Genomic DNA, 19,502 nt, shown 5'->3' on the forward strand with positions numbered 1-19,502 from the left:
CGCGTAGCAGCTGACAATGCATGTCTATGAGACCAGACGTTCAGGTAGCTATTATCGGGGCCGGGTTTGCCGGTCTGGGTGCCGCCATCCGACTGACGATGAGCGGGCGAATGTCGTTTGTAATCTACGAAAGAGCCGATGATGTGGGCGGCACCTGGCGTGAAAACACGTACCCGGGCTGTGCCTGCGATGTGCCTTCGCACCTGTACTCGTTCTCGTTTGCGCCGAATCCCGACTGGTCGAAAGCGTACTCGCCGCAGGCTGAAATTCACCAGTATCTCCGGCAGTGTGTGGATCGGTTCAGACTGCGTGAGCGTATCCGGTTCAACACAGCGGTGGTTGACACCCGCTGGCTCGAAGAACGCGCCTGTTGGCAACTCACCGACGAGCGCGGCGACGTACTGACAGCCCGCGTGGTAGTGGCAGCAACGGGCCCGCTCAACCGGCCCAGCGTGCCCGACCTGCCGGGGCTGGGTACGTTCACGGGCACAACCTTCCACTCGGCCCGCTGGAATCACGACTGCGACCTGCGGGGCAAGCGAGTCGCGGTGATCGGCACGGGTGCATCAGCCATTCAGATTGTACCGGAAATTGCCCCGATTGCCACCCAACTGACGGTTTTCCAACGGACGGCCCCGTATGTTACACCCCGCCGGAATAAAGCATACGGGTCGTGGCAAAAGCGTTTGTATGCCGCCCTGCCAGTGCTACAGCAATTCCATCGCGCGGCCTTTTACTGGTTCAACGAACTGTTCGGCCTATCGTTCATAGGCAACGAAACGCTGAATAAACTGGGCACGAAAACGGCGCGCATGCATCTCGAAGCGCAGATTAAAGACCCTGAACTACGCCGTAACCTGTGGCCAGACTATAAACTCGGCTGCAAACGGATACTGGTCTCCGACGATTATTACCCCGCCCTTACCCGCCCCAATGTCGACCTGGTCACGGAGCGAATCGAGTCTGTTACACCCACCGGCATACGTACCCAGGACGGTAAGGAACGAGCGTTCGATGCGCTCATTTTCAGTACGGGTTTTGTGGTGGCCGATATTTACCTGAATCAGGTGATTATGGGCCGTAATGGCCGAAACCTGCTGGGCGAATGGGAACAAACCGGCGCTCAGGCGCTCTTTGGCCTGACCGTATCGGGTTTCCCGAACCTGCTGTTTCTGCTGGGTCCGAATACAGGCTTAGGCCATACGTCGGTGGTGCACATGATCGAATCACAGATCACGTACCTGCTCGATTACGTACAGCAGCTCGAACAGGCGGGCGACGATGCCTTTCTGGATGTGAAGCCAGCGACTCAGCGTACCCACAACGAGCAGCTTCAGCAACAGATGACCGGCACCGTCTGGGCATCAGGTTGCCAGAGCTGGTACATGAACCAGCGCGGACAAAATACCACCCTCTGGCCCGCCCTGACCGTAACGTACCGAAAAGCCACCCGGCGCGTTAACCTGGCTGATTACGTAGTGGAACGGCCTGGCAACGTACCTGCACCTTCGGGCGCCTAAGTCGGATTAGTAGCCTCATAGCGCTTATACGCCCGCCGAAGTCGCTCGGCCAGGCGGGTGCGGAGCTCGATGGGGGCCAGTAGTTCGAGCCCCTCGCCAAAAGCGAGAATGTCGCGCTCAAGCTCGTAATTGTGCTGCACCTGCAGGCTAATCACAATGTCGCCGTCTTCCTGCCGCTCTAGTACCCGTTGCGAGGCATGAAGTGGCTTGGTTTCGATGTAAGGTGCCTGCTGCCGATCGACCCGAATCAGGACAGTCAACGGCGGCAGTGTTCCGCTGATGGTTACGCCAATGGCCTGCCGATAATAGTCTGCAGGTACGTTACCGGGATTAGGGCGATAGGTCAAATCGGGGGCCAGGTCAAGGGCGAGCATCCGGTCGAGGGCCAGGTGCATAATCTCCGCTCTGTTTCCCGATACCCCCACGGCAAACCAGCGATTACGAAACTCCTTGAGCCACCACACATGGAACGGCATCACCTGCCGGTCTTTGGCCCGAAACGATTGATACGTAATCCAGACCGCTTTGCCGGCAATGATCGACCGATACAGCGGGTCCAGGTACGTCAGGCCGCGCAGGTTGTCGTTGGTTTCAAAATCGATCACCGCCTGCTGATTGGCAGTGGCGGCAAACACGTGCGCTTCCAGCTTCTGCACCACACCCGACAGGTTCTGGAAATGCGAAAACCCCTTAAACTGCTTCAGCACGTCGACAGCTTCGCTGATCTGCTCCAGATCATGCCCAGACAGTGGCCCGTTGGTGATGCTGTATGTGGGATCTTCGTAGGTATAATACTTCCGGTCAACCACCACAATCGGCGCGTTGTAGCCTAGCTTATCGCTCCGCATCATCTGCAAATCGGCCTGAATGGTGCGGCGGCTGATCTGCGTAATGCCTTCATACTCGTAGAGCGCCTCCCCCACTTTCTCGATGAGCAGCTCAAGCGTCCATGACCGAAACCGGTTGGTCAGGCAGGTGTCGATGGCTCGGTAACGGATCAGGGCGTTGCGGTTGGCGGGCATGGGTCGTCAAACTTTTTTCAAAATTTCTCTACTTTTTTTCAACTGCGCAAATACGTTGCGCAGCTCACCGAAACCTTTGTGCTGTCGAACGGGGAAAAGACATCCTTCCCGCCAGCCCACAGCCATGCGCTTCAACACCGTCAACCAACACCAGGCAACCGTAAACCATGCCGGCGCTAACGCGTTTACGCTGACACCCGAGCTGGAACTGTACTCGGCCGTGGTGACAACGATGCTATCGGACGTGACCTACGAAAACGCCGATCAGCGTCTGGAACGCATTCGTGAACTGGCCTACACGGTATCGCCTCTTTTTCTGGCTAAACTGGCCGTGTATGCCCGCGAACAGATGCACCTCCGCACGGCCCCCGTTGTGCTGATTGGCGATCTGGCCATGCGCCACAACGGTGACGATCTGGTGAGCCGCACGGTTAGCCGGGTGGTCCAGCGTCCCGACGAGATTACGGAGTTGCTGGCTTATTACCAGGCTGCCAACTTCCGCACGGGCGCCAAAAAGCTGAACCGGCTGTCGAAGCAAATTCAGAAAGGGCTTGCGCAGTCGTTCAACCGCTTCGATGCCTATCAGTTTGCCAAGTACGACCGAAAAACGGCGGTTACACTGCGTGATGCCCTGTTTCTGGTACACCCTAAAGCGAAAGACGAAGCGCAGCAGGCCGTTTTTAACCAGATCGCCACGCAGTCGCTCGAAACGCCCTACACCTGGGAAACGGAGCTAAGTGCGTTAGGGCAACAGGTCTTTGCGAGCGAAAAAGCAAAACGCAAAGCCATTCAGGGCAAATGGCACGAACTGATCGACAGCGGTCGGCTGGGTTACATGGCCATGCTGCGTAACCTGCGCAATATGCTTGAGGCTGACATCGACGGAGCACACGTGAAGACCGTTTACGCCCGGCTATCGAACGAACAGGCTGTCGGCAAGGCCAAGCAGTTGCCTTTCCGGTTCCTGGCGGCTTTCCGCGAATTAAAGTCGGTCAACTCCGGGCACGTATCGCTGATTCAGCAGGCACTGGAGAAAGCCCTGCAGGCCAGCACGGCCAACCTGCGGGGGTTCGACACCGATACGCGGGTGGTCATCGCCTGCGATGTGTCGGGGTCGATGCAGAAAGCGGTATCGGCCAAAAGCAGGGTCCTGCTCTACGACATTGGGTTACTACTCGGTATGCTGTTGCAGGCCAACTGCGGTAACGTCATCTGCGGCATGTTCGGCGATAGCTGGAAAGTGGTGCCTTTACAGGGGAAAAACGCGCTGGCCAACGTCGATGCGTTCTACCGTCGCGAAGGCGAAGTGGGTTATTCAACCAACGGTTACCTGGTGCTCGACGATCTGATCAGGCGAAAACACCGCGCCGACAAAGTGATGCTGTTTACCGATACCCAGTTGTGGGATTCGACAACGGGCAACCGATCGGCGAAAAATACGCTGGCGGCAAAGTGGCTGGCGTACAAGCAACTGTTCCCCAACGCCAGGCTTTACCTGTTCGATCTGGCCGGTTATGGGCAAGCGCCCCTACGTACCCAGGCTAACGACGTGTACCTGATTGCGGGCTGGTCTGACAAGATTTTCGATGTGCTACAGGCCATTGAAGGTGGCGACCAGGCGCTATCGAAGATCAACGAAATTGGCTTGTAAAGTTGATGATCAACATTCAGGATGCCGTAGGTTTGGGTTACTTCGTCTCACTCAGGGGAGGAGTAGCGTAGTTTCTAAACAGAAGCAAGGCTGCCCGGTTCGACTCCGGCATAGACATGCCCCATTCTCAGACCGCTTGTTGCTCCTGACTTTTAGTCATTGCTAATCTGATAAGTTTTTTTGTGATCCCGACGCCAGGAGGGATCACAAAAAACAACAAGTATGAACGTGTAAACAGCGTCGTCTTGTAGGTACACCTAACTGACAGGTGCCGTAGATAAGGGTTCCTTCGGATAACCCTCAGGTTGCAGGTATCGAGGCCTGCCGCTGGGAGCACCCGGTGTAGCTCAATAGAGAGCCTGGGAAATAGCGTCCCTTTTCGCCTGTTGCCCTGTAGTCATTGCCAGTGCCGTAGAGCCGGGTTACTTCGCCATGAAAACCGAACCCGGTTCGATCATTGCCTGGCTTTTCAAACCGGTGGGGTCTTTCGAGATCTTACCGGTTTATTGTCAACATGTCCGCCATGAACACCTTCATCCATACCCTCCATCCTGTTCTCCGGCAGCACATTGCAGACGGTAACATCATGATCCGTCAGCACCCAGACGCTGACCTGTTCATTCTGAACTACACGGCACAGGCACAATTTAACCGTGTTTGGGATGAGCATACGCTGGCCTGCCGGGGGTTGATCCTGAACGGCCAGGGGGAAGTAATTGCCCGCCCATTCGGGAAATTCTTCAATCTCGACGAGGTCGTGACAACGAACGTCCGACCAACCCTGCCCGACGAACCGTTTGTGGCGTTCGAGAAGCTCGACGGGTCGTTGGGAATCCTGTACTGGCGCCAAAACGAGGCCTATATCGCCACGCGCGGGTCGTTTATGAGCGATCAGGCACAACGGGCTACGTGCCTGTTGCAGACGCGTTATGCGCACGTCTTACCCCGGCTCGACCGCGCAAAGACATACCTGTTCGAGATCATTTATCCCGAAAACCGAATCGTGGTTGACTATGGCGACCGGGACGATCTGGTGCTGCTGGCCGTGATCGACACGGCTACCGGGGCTGAAGCAGCCGAGTTGCCCGATCTGGGATTTACGCAGGTACGTCGGTTCGATGGCTACACCGATATGGCCGCCATCCGGGCCGTGCAGATTGACAACGAAGAAGGTTTTGTGCTGCGGTTCGCGTCCGGGTTCCGGGTGAAAGTGAAGTTTGCCGAATACGTACGCCTCCACCGGATCCTGACGCAGATCTCGTCGCGGAACATCTGGGAATACCTGGCTACCGGCCAGTCATTTGCGGCTATGCTGGAACGGGTTCCTGATGAATTCTATGACTGGGTAAAGATGACCGTCACTACCTTTACAACGCAGTACGAAGCCATTGAAGCGGCATGCAAAGCTGTATTCCAGGTACGTTCATCCCGGAAAGAAACGGCCCTGTATTTCCAGACGCAGCGATACCCGGCCGTTCTGTTCTCTATGCTCGACGGCCACGATTATTCACCCATCATCTGGAAAATGCTTCGTCCGGCCTACGAACGACCGTTTAAAAAAGCAGCGGATGGCTGAAGAATCCACCCATTACCGACTTACGCCCACTTTCCATGCAACACGTTCTCATTCTAATCGGCATTAGCGGTAGCGGTAAATCAACGTTTGCCAGGCAGTTTGTGCAGGAACACCCAACGTACCTGCGCCTCAACCGCGACGACCTGCGCCGAAGCCTGATCCAGGTGCCGTTGGGTGCCTATTGGCAATGGGACGAAAAAGCCAAATACCGTATTGAGCAGATCGTTACGGTCATGCTCGAATCGGCCGTACGCCAGGCGCTGGAGGGCGGCTGGAATCTGGTGATCGATAATACCCACTTACGCCAACGCTCCATCAACGAGTTGCTGAAGGTAATCGAGACCCAGGCCACCCCCAAACAACCCGTCGAGGTCACATTCCAGATGGCAGATGTTGCGCTGGAAACAGCCATCGAGCGCGACCGATTACGTACAGATCGCGTAGGGCAGGCCGTTATTCGCGAGCAGCATAACCGCTTCAACCAGTTCATGAAGCAGTTCAATCCCGCGCAGTACCTGCGCTATCCACGTACCCGGGCAACCAGTGGGGCGCTGGAACAGGATGATACGCTGCCTACATGTATTCTGGTGGACATTGATGGAACAGCCGCCAAAATTCACGATCGTTCCCCCTTCGACTGGTCGAATGTGGGGCGCGACCAGCCGAACGTACCCGTGCTGAACGTGGTGCGGGCCATGCGGGCGGCGGGGTACGCGATCATCTTCCTGTCTGGCCGCGACAGTGCCGCCCGAACACCCACGATTGCCTGGCTCAAACAGCACCTCGGCTGGCATGAGCAAACTGATTACAAGCTCTTTATGCGTAGCCGCAACGACAACCGGAAAGACTCGGTCGTCAAGCGGGAGCTATTCGACGCTCATATACGCGGCCACTACTTCGTGGAACTGGTGCTCGACGATCGCGATCAGGTTGTCTCACTCTGGCGGCGCGACCTGGGCCTTACCTGCCTGCAGGTCGACTACGGCAACTTCTAGTCAGCGCCGGTAGTCAGCCCCTGACCCCGGTTATCGGCAACCAGCCAACCTGAAGCGTGATTAGCCGATTATAGCTATATTTACAGGTATACCAGTTGATGGTACCCCGTTTATAGCACGTTATGAACCCATTGGCTCCGTTGCCACTTGACTTTTCAGCCGGGTCAGCTTCATCAGCAATGACGATCGTTCAGCAGATGCTGGATGCGTCTCTTAACGGCATGGCTGCCTATGGGGCCATACGGTCTGGCGGATCGACCGGCCCCATCACCGATTTACGGCTGGTGATGGTCAATCAGGTAGCGGCCACCGATGCCAAGCTCTCGTTGTCGGACATAATTGGCCAGTCGTTGAAAACGGCGGCCCCCCGTCTGGCCGCTTCCCCGTTGTATGCCGGGTTGGTTCGGGTGTTAACCACGGGCGTCTCGGAGCGATTTGTATTGACCCACATCATGAACGGGGATACAGATGCTCGTCATTTCGACACCTCCCTTACCCGAATTTCTGATCTGGTAGTAGCCTCTTATATCGATGTTACCGACCGCTATAAGTCTGAAAAGATCAATCAGGAGCAGGCCAATCAATTGCGATTCACTACCGACAACGCACTGACCGCCATTGCCTTATACGCCATCGTTCGTGATCCAGCCTCCAACACTGTCGTTGATTTTCGGTACGAGCTGGTGAACCGCATGGCCGAGCGCATGGTTGGTCGGACCTCAGCCGATCTGATCGGGAAAACCATGCGGCAGGCGTTTCCCGGCATCGACCAAACCCCAATCTGGGCCGCTTACCTCCACCTGGCCGAAACAGGCGAAACACTGCAAATCCAGAATCACTACACGCAGCACAACTTCGATATCTGGTACCAGGTGCAGGGGGTTCGCGAGGATAATCGCATTGTCCTCTCTTTTCTGGATATCACGGAACTGAAGCAGGCGCAACAGCGAATTGAACGCCAGAACGATGAGTTCAGGCAGGTGCTCGACAACGCCCTAACGGCCATCTCGCACTTCACCAGTGTCAGAGAGTCATTGCCAGATGGTAGCCAGGGCAGGATTATCGATTTTGTGTATCAGTCGTTTAACCGCGCGTCGGAACAGTTTACCGACAGGCGGGCCGAAGACGTTATTGGTCGACGAATGCTGGAGTTGTTTCCTGAACGCCGCACCAATGGGCAGTTTGACCGATGGGTACAACTTGTTGACTCGCAGGGATCTACCCGGTTTCAGGAGTACCGGCAGGAAACCGGCCGCTGGTTCGATACGCAGGCCATCTCCCTCAATGATGGGTTCATTCAATCATCGATCGATATCACGCCCATCAAGCAGGCCGAACTGGAACAGCAGCACCAATCGGCCCTGATCAATAGCTTACTGGAAGCTTCGCCGGTAACCTTTACCCAGTTCCGGGCCGTTCGGGATGCGGCGGGCCAGGTTCTTGATTTCAGAGTCGTAAAAGCCAACCGTACATCGGCTGAGGCAGCAAACATTTCGCTTGAAGCCCTATCGGGCCAACTACTGTCTGTGATTAGCCCAACCATCAAGAACGGGCCGGCTTATGCCCAATATCTTCAGGTAACGGAAACGGGAGAACCGGCCCATTTCGAACGGCAGTTCAACGATAAATGGTACCAGGTGTCGGTGGTCAAATTTGGCGACGGTTTCATCAGTTCCGCCGTCGACGTCACGGAAAGCCGGCTGTATCGGCAGCAGCTGGAGGCCATGAACCAGGAATTACTTCGGTCGAACGACAGCCTCCAGCAGTTTGCCTACGTAGCCAGCCACGATTTGCAGGAACCCCTGCGCAAGATTCAGGCCTTCGGCGATTTGCTGGATGAACAGTATGGCGCCCAACTGGGTGAATTCGGGCACGATGCCATAGCTCGTATGCAATCGGCCGCCACGCGCATGTCGATGCTCATCACCGACTTGCTGGCCTACTCCCGCATCAGCATCAGCCGACTGCCTTTTCAACCCGTTGATCTGGACATGGTGCTCACCGACGTACTCGGCGACCTGGAGGTACGTATCCAGGAAACACAGGCTACCGTAGACCGCACGCCCCTACCCGTCGTTGCCGGTGATCCAACGCAGTTGCGGCAGTTGTTCCAGAATCTGATCAGCAATTCGTTGAAGTTTTTGCCCCCTCCCGACCAGGCCCTCACACCGCCACACATTCAGATCGACTGCCAGCAAGAGCTGGTCGACGGGCGAATCTGGTACGATATTTCCGTCAGCGACAACGGCATTGGCTTCGATCCGAAATATACCGATCGAATTTTTCAGGTCTTTCAGCGGCTACATGGCAAGCAGACCTACGCTGGTACCGGCGTTGGCCTGGCTATCTGTAAACGCGTTGTCGACAGCCACGGGGGCACGCTCACCGCGCACAGCCAACCCGGACAGGGCGCCACTTTCCTGATTCGCCTGCCGGGTTAACGGCAGGCCAGCAACGTACCTGGCGGGTTTTCTGCTAAACCAGAACAACACATACAGTTTCCATCGAGTTAATAGGCTACAGGGCTGAGCGCGATGGTCAGCCCTCGTTACGTTTGTCAGAAAACAGCCTCACTTGTGCCCATTCTCTGGAAATACCTGTATCCCTATCGCTGGTTAGCTCTTCTGGCTCTTTTTCTGGCTGGTCTGGCCCAGATTCTGGCCCTGGTCGACCCGATCATCTTTGGTCGAATCATTGATGGCTACGCCAACCATCCTGGTCAGAAAACAGAAGCCGAAAAGATTCGAGGCGTATTATGGCTGCTTGGTCTGGCCGTTGGCGTGGCCGTATTATCGAACATCGCGAAGGCATTTCAGGAATATGTCACCCGGCTCGTGGTTCAGATGTTTGGCACTGATATTTTCGACGATGGCCTGAAACAAACCCTTCGGCTGTCGTACCAGGAGTTTGGCGATCAAAGCAGCGGTGCCACCCTGTCGATCCTCCAAAAGGTGCGTACCGATACCGAAAAGTTCGTCAACTCATTCGTCAATGTGCTGTTTACGTCCATCGTCGGCACGGGTTTTCTGATCTGGTACGCCGTCACGAAACACTGGGCGCTAGTTCCGGTTTTCCTGATCGGTGTGCTGTTACTGGGCAGCCTGACCGGGTTGCTCAGCAAAGAGATCAAGACCACTCAACGGGCCATCAACCGCGAAACGGCCAAGCTGTCGGGCGTTATCACGGAGTCGCTGCGCAACGTGGAACTGATCAAAAGCCTGGGTCTGACGTTCCTTGAAATTCGTCGGCTTAAGCTCCAGACCGGCCGTATCTTCGAGCTTGAAATGACCAAAGTGCGCCGGGTACGTCTGCTGTCGTTCTGGCAAAGCACCACGCTTAACATCCTGAAACAGTCGGTCCTGTTCACGCTGCTCTGGCTGATCTTTCGCAATGTGCTCAGCACCGGCGAACTGATTTCGATGCAGTTTATTTCGGTTGCCATTTTTAACCCATTGCAGGAACTGGGTAATATTATTCTGGCCTACCGCGAGGCCGAAGCGGGGTTGAACAGCTTCGCCCAGCTGATGAAGAAACCCATTGAGCGTAACCCGGAGTCGCCGGTTGAGGTGGGACCCATCGAGCACTTACGCTTCAAAGACGTGGTTTTTCGGCACAAGGGAGCCAATCAAAATGCTATCGACGGCGTTTCGTTCGAAGCCTCGCTGGGCGACACCATCGCCTTCGTTGGCCCTTCGGGATCGGGTAAATCAACGATGGTAAAACTGCTGGTAGGCCTTTACCGGCCCGTTGGCGGCGAAATTTATTACAACGACATCTCCACACAGGACCTCCGTTTCAACCCGATGCGCCGACAGATCGGTTTCGTGACGCAGGACACCCACCTTTTTTCGGGCACCATCCGCGAGAATCTGCTTTTCGTAAAACACAACGCTACCGATGCCGAACTCTACGACGCGCTCGACAAAGCCGCCTGTACGCACCTGCTGGCCCGATCGGAGGCCGGGCTCGACACACAGATCGGTGAAGGGGGCCTGAAAATGTCGGGCGGTGAAAAGCAGCGGCTATCCATTGCCCGCGCCCTCGTCCGCCAGCCGCGCCTGCTGATCTTCGACGAAGCCACCTCGGCCCTGGATTCGCTCACCGAAGAAGAGATCACCGGCACCGTCCGCAGCGTGTCGGCCCTGAACGAGCAGATCACGATCCTGATCGCCCACCGGCTGAGCACCATCCTGCACGCCAACACCATCTTCGTGCTGGAACGCGGCAAGATCGTTGAAACCGGCAGCCATGCTGAACTGATTGCGCAGAAAGGTCTCTACTACGCCATGTGGCGGCAACAGATCGGCGAGCGGAGAACCACTGAATACGAGGTATCGTAATAGGTAGTAGTTTATCAGGGGAGTTGCCCGGGACGCAAACGAACGTAGATCCATACGTACCACAAGAACAGGCAAGCGCCAGGTTAACAGCCCTATACGCCTTGCAGCAGATCGGTAGAAACCCGACTACCCCTTACTTTGACAGCTACATCTTCTAGTCTCCTGTTACAGTATGGCACCTGCCGCTACCATTGGTTTACATACACTACTCCGTACCACTCTACGAGCTGGTTTGTTGGCAGGCACACTTGATGCGCTGGCTGGCATGGGGCTCTTTTACAACGCCACGGGGCGAAACCCACTCGGCGTGTTTCCCTACATCGCCAGTGGTGTGTTTGGCCCGTCTGCCCTGACGGGAGGCAGCCCAATGCTGGCGCTGGGCGTACTGTTTCACTACCTGATCGCCCTGAGCTTCGCCCTGTTTTTCGTCCTGCTACCGGCACGGGTAAGCTGGCTACGGCGCAACTGGATGCTGGCGGGGTTACTCTACGGCGTCTTCGTCTGGGTAGTGATGAATCTGGGGGTTCTTCCGCTGTCGAATGTCACCCGTGGCCCGTTCAATCTGGCCCGTGCCGCCCTGAATATGGCTGTTCTGGTGATCAGCGTAGGCCTGCCCATCAGTTGGGTAACCAACCAACGGCACCATCGCTAGGCCACCATTGACCACGTAGCTTGGCCTCCAGCTGGCGTTGTAAACAAGCGTAAGCTGAATAAATAAGCAGTTTCCTTCGGTTTGTCCTGGCCAGATTTGCATTCTGTTTGCAAATCTGGCCAGAATAAGTTTTCCCCCCCTACTCCGCCAAATTGAAACGTACCTGCACGCCGCCGGAAGTAGTAGCCCGGATGAAGCTGTTGCTTACCAGCGGGTCGTTAAACGTGCGGTCGAAATAGACGTTCACGTTCAGGCGGCGGTTGACCACGTAGCTCAACTGGGGACGTACCTGGAAGTTGACGTTACCCGCCGTGATGATCTGCTCGGCTTCCAGTTTGCGCTGAATGGTACGGGTGTCGCGCAGGGTCAGGGCGCAGTTGAAGGTCAGGTCGTTTTTCAGGCGTTTCACGGCGCCGTTTACCCGGAACGGCAGGCGCACGTTCTGCTTCGTGAAGCCCAGCGAAGCGGTCACGTCGGCGGTGCTTACCTCGGCCACCTGCGCGTTGGTCAGGTTCAGGGCAGCATCCCGCGTGCGGTTGTATTCCAGCGAGCCGTTCAACCGGTTTTTTGTCTGGAAACGAACGCCTATGAACGGCCTGAACTGCTCGCTCATGCTCATGGTACTCATCACAAACACCGGGATGAACTGCCCGTTCTCGTTCAGCTGCCGCGCAATGTTGTAGTCGTTCACGGCCAGGTTCACGTACTGTGCCTCGTAGCTCAATGACGACACGAAGTTGCCCACGCTGTAGGTCGACGTGTACCGATGCACGAGGTTGAACGAGGTAAATACTTTGTTGAACGGCTTCACCTTATTCAGGCCACTGTAGTTCAGATCCCAGTTCGGGAATGGCAGGTTATAGAACGGCGAGTACTTCACCGACCACGGATTGGAGCCGCTGTAGGCCGCGAAGAACGCCGGAATCAGCACGTCCTGCGAGTTCTTGTTGTATCCGCTTGGGTTATCGCGGGCCACACCGTTATCAGCGTTCAGGCGTTGCAACAGAATGTCGCGGTACGACTCAAACTTGTCGAAGATGGGTGAGGTATTATCGGCCCGCAGGCGTTCGAAGGTGGTGCCGAACGAAAAGTACGACATGCTGTAGCTACCGCTCCGGATAGGTGCCTGGCTGCTGAAACCCGCCCCCGTAATGGCGGGTCGGTAAAACTCCTGGTAATTGTCTGACCGGTTGTAGTTGGCCGTCACGTTGATCCGAAAATCACGGAACGGTTCGAGCGTCGTGGTGGCCAGGAACCGTTTTGTAACTGCCTGTGTGAAGGGCGCATTCTGCACCGTACTCGGCGACAGCCAGCCCGCCCGCGCCGCCCGTCGGGCAATGTCGCCGTCCTGACTGCCCAGCACGAACGGTAAGCCCGGCGCACCAAAGTCGGCCAGCCCCAGGAAGGTAGGCGTAAGCAGGAAGCCCGGCAGAATGGTGTTTTCCTGCACATTATACGACACGTTGATGCCCCGCACCGTCAGTAACGCCCGCACGAAGCTTTTCAGCAGCCGGTTCCCTCCCGGGTTGATCTGCTGGATACTACCGGGGTTACGGGCAAAGTTCAGCCGGGCCGGGGTTGGGGTATTGGCCCAGCGCAACGCCCGAATCTTGTTATACAACAACACCAGATCGACCTTGCCCGTGATACTAATCTCGCGGTTGTTGCGGATCGTGTTCCCAAACGGAACCAGTAGCGAATCCCTGATCCCGTAGGAATTGGCCGTGAACTGGTAACCGATATTGTACCCCACGTCGGCCTGCATCCAGTTCACGATCGGGAACTTGTCGAACGGTACGCGGTAGGTGGTTTTTATCTCCTGCTGAAAGTTCTTCATCCGCCCCAGATTCTGCAAACTGCGCCAGACCGAATCTTTTTTGTACGGCGTATCCAGCTCACCATACGGCTCGTCGATGATGGCGTTGGCCGCTGCCCGGTACGACACGACCAGACTTTTGGTCAGGTTCCAGGTGAGGTCGTAGTAGCGATTGAAGTAGAAGTATTTCTCGAACTGCGGCGAAATTCCGTTGGTACTCAGGTCGGCATTGCGCAACTGCGTTTTAATGTAGCTCCGGTCAATATCGGCCCGTATAGATACTACCGTCGGCACCAGATTGATATTGAAGTCTTTCAGCCAGTAAAGGTATTTCCGTTCCAGCCCTTTCACCGTGCGGAATGGCTCGAACGGTTTCGCCTGGGGGGCGAAGTTGTAGGTGATACCACCCCGGTACTGCTCCTGAATGTATTCACCCGTCAGGATATTGCTGCGGTGGATGTCGTTGTAGGCGTAGTTGAACCCAAAGTTCTCGATATCCCAGAAATGCGGCTTGCCGTTGGCGTCGAGCCGTATTTTCCGCACGTTCGAGAAGTTGATACCGCGCCGGGTCGTGATGTCCTGCACCAGTCGGCGGTACTCGGCCGGGCTGGGTACGTTGCCTTCGGGCAGGCTGGCAATCGACTGTTCGAGTGGGGTGTCGGGGTCGAGCGGGTTGAACTGTGGCGTTACCAGCCGCGAATCGTAATTGACATAAACAGGAATTTTCAGGCCCCATTTTTCCGGCAGGAATTTATCGAATGACAGGGCGGCCGTCAGGCCGAACTCGGTGGCTTCTTCGCGCGAACGCTCGGTCGGTTTGGTCTGCACCCCACCGAACCCAAAGCCCGAATACCGTCCCGATGCGGTGATGGTCGCCACATCGGCCATGCGCAGGTTCAATGCCCCGATAGCCGCCATACCCGACCGCTGATTGATACCCGTTGCGCGCAGTTCATCGACCCAGATCGTGAACGTCTTGGCCTGTTCGTCTGCCGATTTGGGGTTACGCACCCCGATCATGATGCTCTGTACGGCGCTCAGGTCCGGGTTCCCCACAATGGTCAGCGTGTAGCGTTGATTCACCGAAGGCTGGGTAAAGGGGAGGCCCGTTTTGCGCGTCAGCAGCTTATTTCGGGCTGCTTTCAAGTCGACCAGTTCGCTGAAGGCAATGTCCAGCTCGTTCTGGGCGGGCCAGATGATATCAGCTGTTGCCGAGCCTGCAGGCGTCGATTTCAGACCTGGAATGTCAATTTCGTAGTAGTTCTCGGTGTAATCGGTACCGATCCGGACGAAGGCACCAACCTGCCCGTCTTCGTTCGTCGGGTTGTGCATATGCAGGAACATCTTCAGCCGGTCGCGGTTCACGAAGTCGAAATTGGTATTGCGGAACGCCCCCCGCGAATCACCGTCGCGCAGGTTGGTCACGCTCAGCGCCATCGACTGCTCGTTCAACTGCACGTTGTTATTAGGCTGCGTATAGTCGACATCCCGGATGAAGCCCGGTGGTACGTCATACACATACTTGTCGGCCGAGGTCTGGCTGTTCTCTTCGATGTTTACTGCCGATACTTTAAACTGCGCATCGTAGGGCTCAGGTACGTCCTGCAAGCCGCGCTGCGTCAGGTCACCCGTGTAGCGACGATACTGGTTGGCTTCCATCTGCAACTGCGCAAACCGAAGCACTACTGGCTGGCTGAAATCAGTCAGGTACATCCGAAAGAAGCGGATCGACTTGAAGCCGTTGATATTGCCCACCTTGTTGTTATAGTTCCGCACCGGAATACGGAACAGGTACCAGTCTACCCCCTCGGCATTTACTTTGTCAATGATATAGCCATTGCCCACCGCCAACCGGCCGGGCCGTAAGTCGACGCGGTAGTCGTAATACGCCTCCTGTTCGTTGATGGTGTTGTCGACGTTCAAGTCTTCAATATCAGGCAGAATAGATGAAGCAGGCGATGTGTAATTATTCAGGTCGGCGGCCGTTTCGGGCGAGTTGCCTTCCATACCCATAAAGGCTTTGTACCGCGCCACCACGTACCTGGCCGAGTCGGCCTGTTGCCCCAGGTAATACCGGAAATCATCGTTGGATGGATCGCTTTCGATCTGCCGCAGGGCCTGCTGATTCGTTACCCGCGCCCGAACAGCATCCAGATACGGCTTGAATTTAGCTTGCTCTTCGGGGTTGTTAAGACCATCCAGACCAATATCCTGCTTTTGCCGGGCACCTTCCTGGTTCGTAAAGGCATTGGTCACAAATTGCTGCGTCGGCGCTTTCCCCCAGGGCGTGTCAACCAGCCGTCCGCCTAGTCGGGCATTGGTCGAGTCGATGGGAATACCATTCTCAAATTCATACCGACCGTCTTTGATCACGTCTTCCGACACGTCGCCGAGGTTAAAGTGCAGCACACCACCCGTTGAGTTGGGGAAGTTCTGCGTGTTGTCGGGGTTGCCGCGCACCTTCCCGTTTTCGCCCTGCACAAACGGGTCCATCATCCAAAACGTGATGTTCTCGATGTTGGCATTGTCGAAATCGTTATCCGAGGAGATAGCCCGGGTGACCGCCCCGAAATTCTGGCGCGGGTTGGGCAGCGACCCGTCGGCATTCAGGTTCGGGTTATAATTGTACATCCCCCGTTCGCTGGGGAAATAGGCGAAGTCGAGGATGTTCTCCGGTTGCTGAATCTGCCGGGGCGACCGGCCGGGAAACAGCACGTTGGGCAGGAAATACCGTTCATACACGTTGGCCAGGTCATTCTGCGTGAGATTAGTACCTACGTTCCCGGTCGCATCGGGCAGGTATAGCGTCTGGTCAACGCTGTAAATCGATGTGCGGGCGCGTCGATAGCCATATTCCAGCGCATTGGCGGTGGTTCCCTGCGGAAACTCCTGTGGGGTGGAGCCCATTTTCCAGCGGGTAGGCTGGCGGGTGAGGTCAAAAATGGTGCGCGTGGCCTCAAAATCGTCGATGAAAGCGTTGTCGTTAGCTCGTGGCGATACTCCCGGAATCAGTTCGGCCACTTCGCCCGTAAACTGAATGGCCGAAGGCTCTTTGGTCTGAATGAACGGCAGCCGGTCGAGAATACGCGTCAGGCCCGGCGAATCTTTCCGCAGGTTGATATCGAACCCGAGCATGGTGTTGTTGACCGGCTCGTTGCCGATGGCCACCCGCGTCAGGAACCCCGACGGCGTTTCGCGCATGTTCATGGCCGTTACCCCCAGGTTAATGTCGGGCGATAAGCGGTAGTCGAGGCGGGCGCCAATGAGCGTACGAATCTGGTTCTGGAACAGGTCGGGCATTTCGTAGCTGATCCGAATTTCGCGACCCGAATTCGAGACACTCTCGTTCAGGATACGTACCCGCTGCCCCTCTACCACATAGTCCTGCCCCGGCACCAGCGGCACGCCCCCCGCCGACACCGTCACCGACTGCTCTTTTACGCCATAAGGAAGATCGACGCCCTGCCCCTGCCCCGACTGGAAGCTGCCTTTCAGGAAAAACTTATTCTTCACAGCGATCTGCTGCGCATCGGCCAGCGTAGTCCGGTACAGTTCCTCAAATACGTACTTCGACTCGTAGATCGGGTCATTGAGCTTGTTGCGCAGGAACGACCCGAACGGTTCGAGTACCGGAAAAATGATCTTTCCATTCCGGCTATCGATGGTGGTGCCTTCGATGTAGTCGAAATTACCGTCGGGCTGCGGGTCAAGCTGCGAGTTCAGCTGGTCGATGTTGAACACCTGCACCAGCGGAATATTGGCCAGCTTGCTATCCTGCAAATTCGGATTGTCGATACCCGTCACATCGTCTTTATATACAATGCGCAACTGGAAACCCTGCCGGGCCAACGCATTGGTATTCAGCGAGTAAATATTTTTCATCATCAGATTCCACATCGGGTTCTGAAGATTGTTCCGAATCGTTGTCGACTTCAATAGCTTCAGGTACAGCACTTTGTCTTCACCCTGGCTCTGGTAGTCTTCGGTCAGCTCACCTACCTGATAGCGACGTCCCTGGTAGGTATATTCGTAGGAAACGGCCAGCACTTCATCATTCCGAAGTGGCGTGATCAGCGAGATATACCCGAGTTGTGGCTCAAACCGATATTCCCGTTCGGTAAGGCGTTTAGCGCCCCGCAGCATGTCATAATCGGTGCCGCGTTGCAGGTTGAACGTACCTGAGAGCACATCGGGTGTCTGATCGGCATTGCGCAGTGGTGCCGACGCTTTTATCCGTGCAAAGAGCGTGTTGGCGCTGTTGTCGGCCGGTGAGCCAGCCGGTACGGTGCTTTGAACATTGGGGTTCGCCCGGTTAAACGGAGCGGGTTCGGCCAGGTCGGAGAAGCCTACCACGTTGCGTAGCTGATCGGTGGTGTTGGTCCGGTTGGTCACGTACACTTCCAGGCGCGTCACCGTCACGCCCGATGTGATCACGGGCAGGCTCTTGAGTGAGCGTTCGTAGTTGCTGCGGAAAAACTGCGACAGGAAGAAGTGCCGGTTCTCGTCGTACTGGTCGGCACGGATCTCGAATGGCCGGTTCAGCGTACCACCCCGCAATACGATCTCCGCCTTCTTCGAGCGTTGCTGCGACAGGACCGTAGTGGCGTTCAGTTTACCGAAGCGCGTCTGCAGCTTCAGACCAAACAGGTTCTGCACGCCCGGAATCAGTTGGCTGTTGAGCGTCCAGGTCAGGTTACCCACCTCGATATTCTGCAAAATGCTTTCATTCTGCGGCGTAAAGGGCATTTGCGGGTTGCTCAGCTTGCTACCGAATGCAGGCAGGTTGGGCAGGCCCGGCACCTGTGGCAGGCTGGGCACACCCCCATTCAGGCCAGGTACGTTCGGCATGTTTGGCAAGAGTCCCTGCGGCCGGTAATTGACTTTCAGCGCATTCTCGAAGTTGAAGCTGGCTTTTGTGTCGAAGTTAGCCAGCACACCCAGCCGGTCACCAATCTGACCATTGAAGTTGATGCTGATCTGCTCATTGAAGATCAGGTTGCCCTGCCGCCGTAACCGAACCGGCACCGCCGGGTTGTCAATGAACTGATGCAGGTAACCCAGGTCGAGCGTAACGAAGCCGTTGGGTTTGAAGTCGATATTGTTACCACCAAAAATACGGTCGAAGACGGGCGGCACTTCCAGTTTCGGAATCAGACCGCGACCACTAACGGCACTTTGCCCATCCCGGCGGGCCGAATTCTCCCGGAACAGCCGGTCTTCGATCCGCTCATTCTGCAACCGGTTATAGTCTGAAAAAGGCAGGTTTTCGCCAGGGCGGTAGATCAACCCGTTCGACCGGGGTGTTCCCGTCTGACTAGCCGGTGCGGTGGTGCCGGACGTCGTAACTACATTCGGGTTCACCACTGATGGGGCCGTTACACCTGGGCGGGGCTGTAGCCGTTCCGTAACGGTGACCGTCCGGTCGGGCAACATCCTGAAATCGGTGTTCAGTGATTTAGGATCACGCAGCAGGAAAGGCGATCGTGGATTGCGATCCGAGAAGCGGGTAGCGTACCGGTCGGTCCATTGTACTGTCGGGCGGCGCGACGCGTTTTTTAGAGCGCGCAGGCTATCGAGTCGTTCCTGCGCAGCCGCTTTGGCCGAATCGGAACGGGCTTTGGCGGCTTCGGCCGCTGCCTTGATCTGTTCGGGGGTACGTTGCGGAGCCGGGGTTGTTCGCCCGCGCCGGGCAGGCGTTTGCGCCAGACTGGCCGTTCCGTTTCCGCCAATACCAAGCAACAGGCACACGAACAGCAGCCAACAGGCACTTCGCTGGCCCACGAAAACAGGCCGGGCTACAGGCAACATTGAGCAGAAAAGATGAGGTCGATAGGCGTAACGCTTCACCATATACTGGTGCAAAATCGGAAAAATAAACAACCCGGTAATCCTGGCCGTTAACACAACGGCGAAAACCGGGCCAATCGTAT

At 56.3% G+C, this 19,502-nt stretch carries 9 protein-coding genes; 7 read left to right on the forward strand and 2 right to left on the reverse strand.

The genetic code is table 11. The annotated features are described in order from the left end of the window. Positions 1-26: 26 nt before the first annotated feature. Entirely contained in the window at positions 27-1,520 is a 1,494-nt protein-coding gene (locus ACAW75_RS07350; protein ID WP_370728039.1) for a flavin-containing monooxygenase, read from the forward strand. On the opposite strand, the gene ACAW75_RS07355 is transcribed toward ACAW75_RS07350, so the two are convergent. Next, positions 1,517-2,542 carry a helix-turn-helix transcriptional regulator gene (locus ACAW75_RS07355; protein WP_370728040.1) on the reverse strand — a complete coding sequence of 342 codons (1,026 nt, stop codon included), beginning with the start codon at positions 2,540-2,542 and terminating at the stop codon, positions 1,517-1,519. The two genes, ACAW75_RS07350 and ACAW75_RS07355, sit on opposite strands and share 4 nt — an antisense overlap. Before the next feature lie 124 nt (positions 2,543-2,666). Between ACAW75_RS07355 and ACAW75_RS07360 the strand changes: the two genes are divergently transcribed. From ACAW75_RS07360 to ACAW75_RS07385, 6 genes are all read left to right on the forward strand, one after another. Then, positions 2,667-4,193, forward strand: coding sequence for a TROVE domain-containing protein (locus ACAW75_RS07360; protein WP_370728041.1), 1,527 nt, complete (start codon positions 2,667-2,669; stop codon positions 4,191-4,193). Between the two features lie 523 nt (positions 4,194-4,716). Then, positions 4,717-5,769 (forward strand): T4 RnlA family RNA ligase, encoded by a 1,053-nt coding sequence (locus tag ACAW75_RS07365; protein ID WP_370728042.1) that lies wholly within the window; start codon positions 4,717-4,719, stop codon positions 5,767-5,769. Positions 5,770-5,804: 35 nt separating this feature from the next. Next, positions 5,805-6,764, forward strand: coding sequence for a phosphatase domain-containing protein (locus tag ACAW75_RS07370; RefSeq protein ID WP_370728043.1), 960 nt, complete (start codon positions 5,805-5,807; stop codon positions 6,762-6,764). A gap of 122 nt (positions 6,765-6,886) precedes the next feature. Next, positions 6,887-9,205, forward strand: coding sequence for a PAS domain-containing sensor histidine kinase (locus ACAW75_RS07375; protein WP_370728044.1), 2,319 nt, complete (start codon positions 6,887-6,889; stop codon positions 9,203-9,205). Between the two features lie 135 nt (positions 9,206-9,340). Then, positions 9,341-11,104 carry an ABC transporter ATP-binding protein gene (locus tag ACAW75_RS07380; protein WP_370728045.1) on the forward strand — a complete coding sequence of 588 codons (1,764 nt, stop codon included), beginning with the start codon at positions 9,341-9,343 and terminating at the stop codon, positions 11,102-11,104. 172 nt (positions 11,105-11,276) lie between these two features. Then, on the forward strand, positions 11,277-11,756 hold the full coding sequence (locus ACAW75_RS07385) for a hypothetical protein (protein ID WP_370728046.1): 480 nt from the start codon (positions 11,277-11,279) through the stop codon (positions 11,754-11,756). Positions 11,757-11,895: 139 nt separating this feature from the next. Here ACAW75_RS07385 and sov read toward each other — a convergent pair whose 3' ends face one another. Continuing rightward, complete coding sequence (gene sov, locus ACAW75_RS07390) at positions 11,896-19,380, reverse strand: T9SS outer membrane translocon Sov/SprA (RefSeq protein ID WP_370728047.1); 7,485 nt, start codon at positions 19,378-19,380, stop codon at positions 11,896-11,898. Between the last annotated feature and the right edge of the window lie 122 nt (positions 19,381-19,502).

Source organism: Fibrella arboris (assembly GCF_041321095.1).
In the GTDB taxonomy this organism is placed as follows: Bacteria; Bacteroidota; Bacteroidia; order Cytophagales; family Spirosomataceae; genus Fibrella; species Fibrella arboris.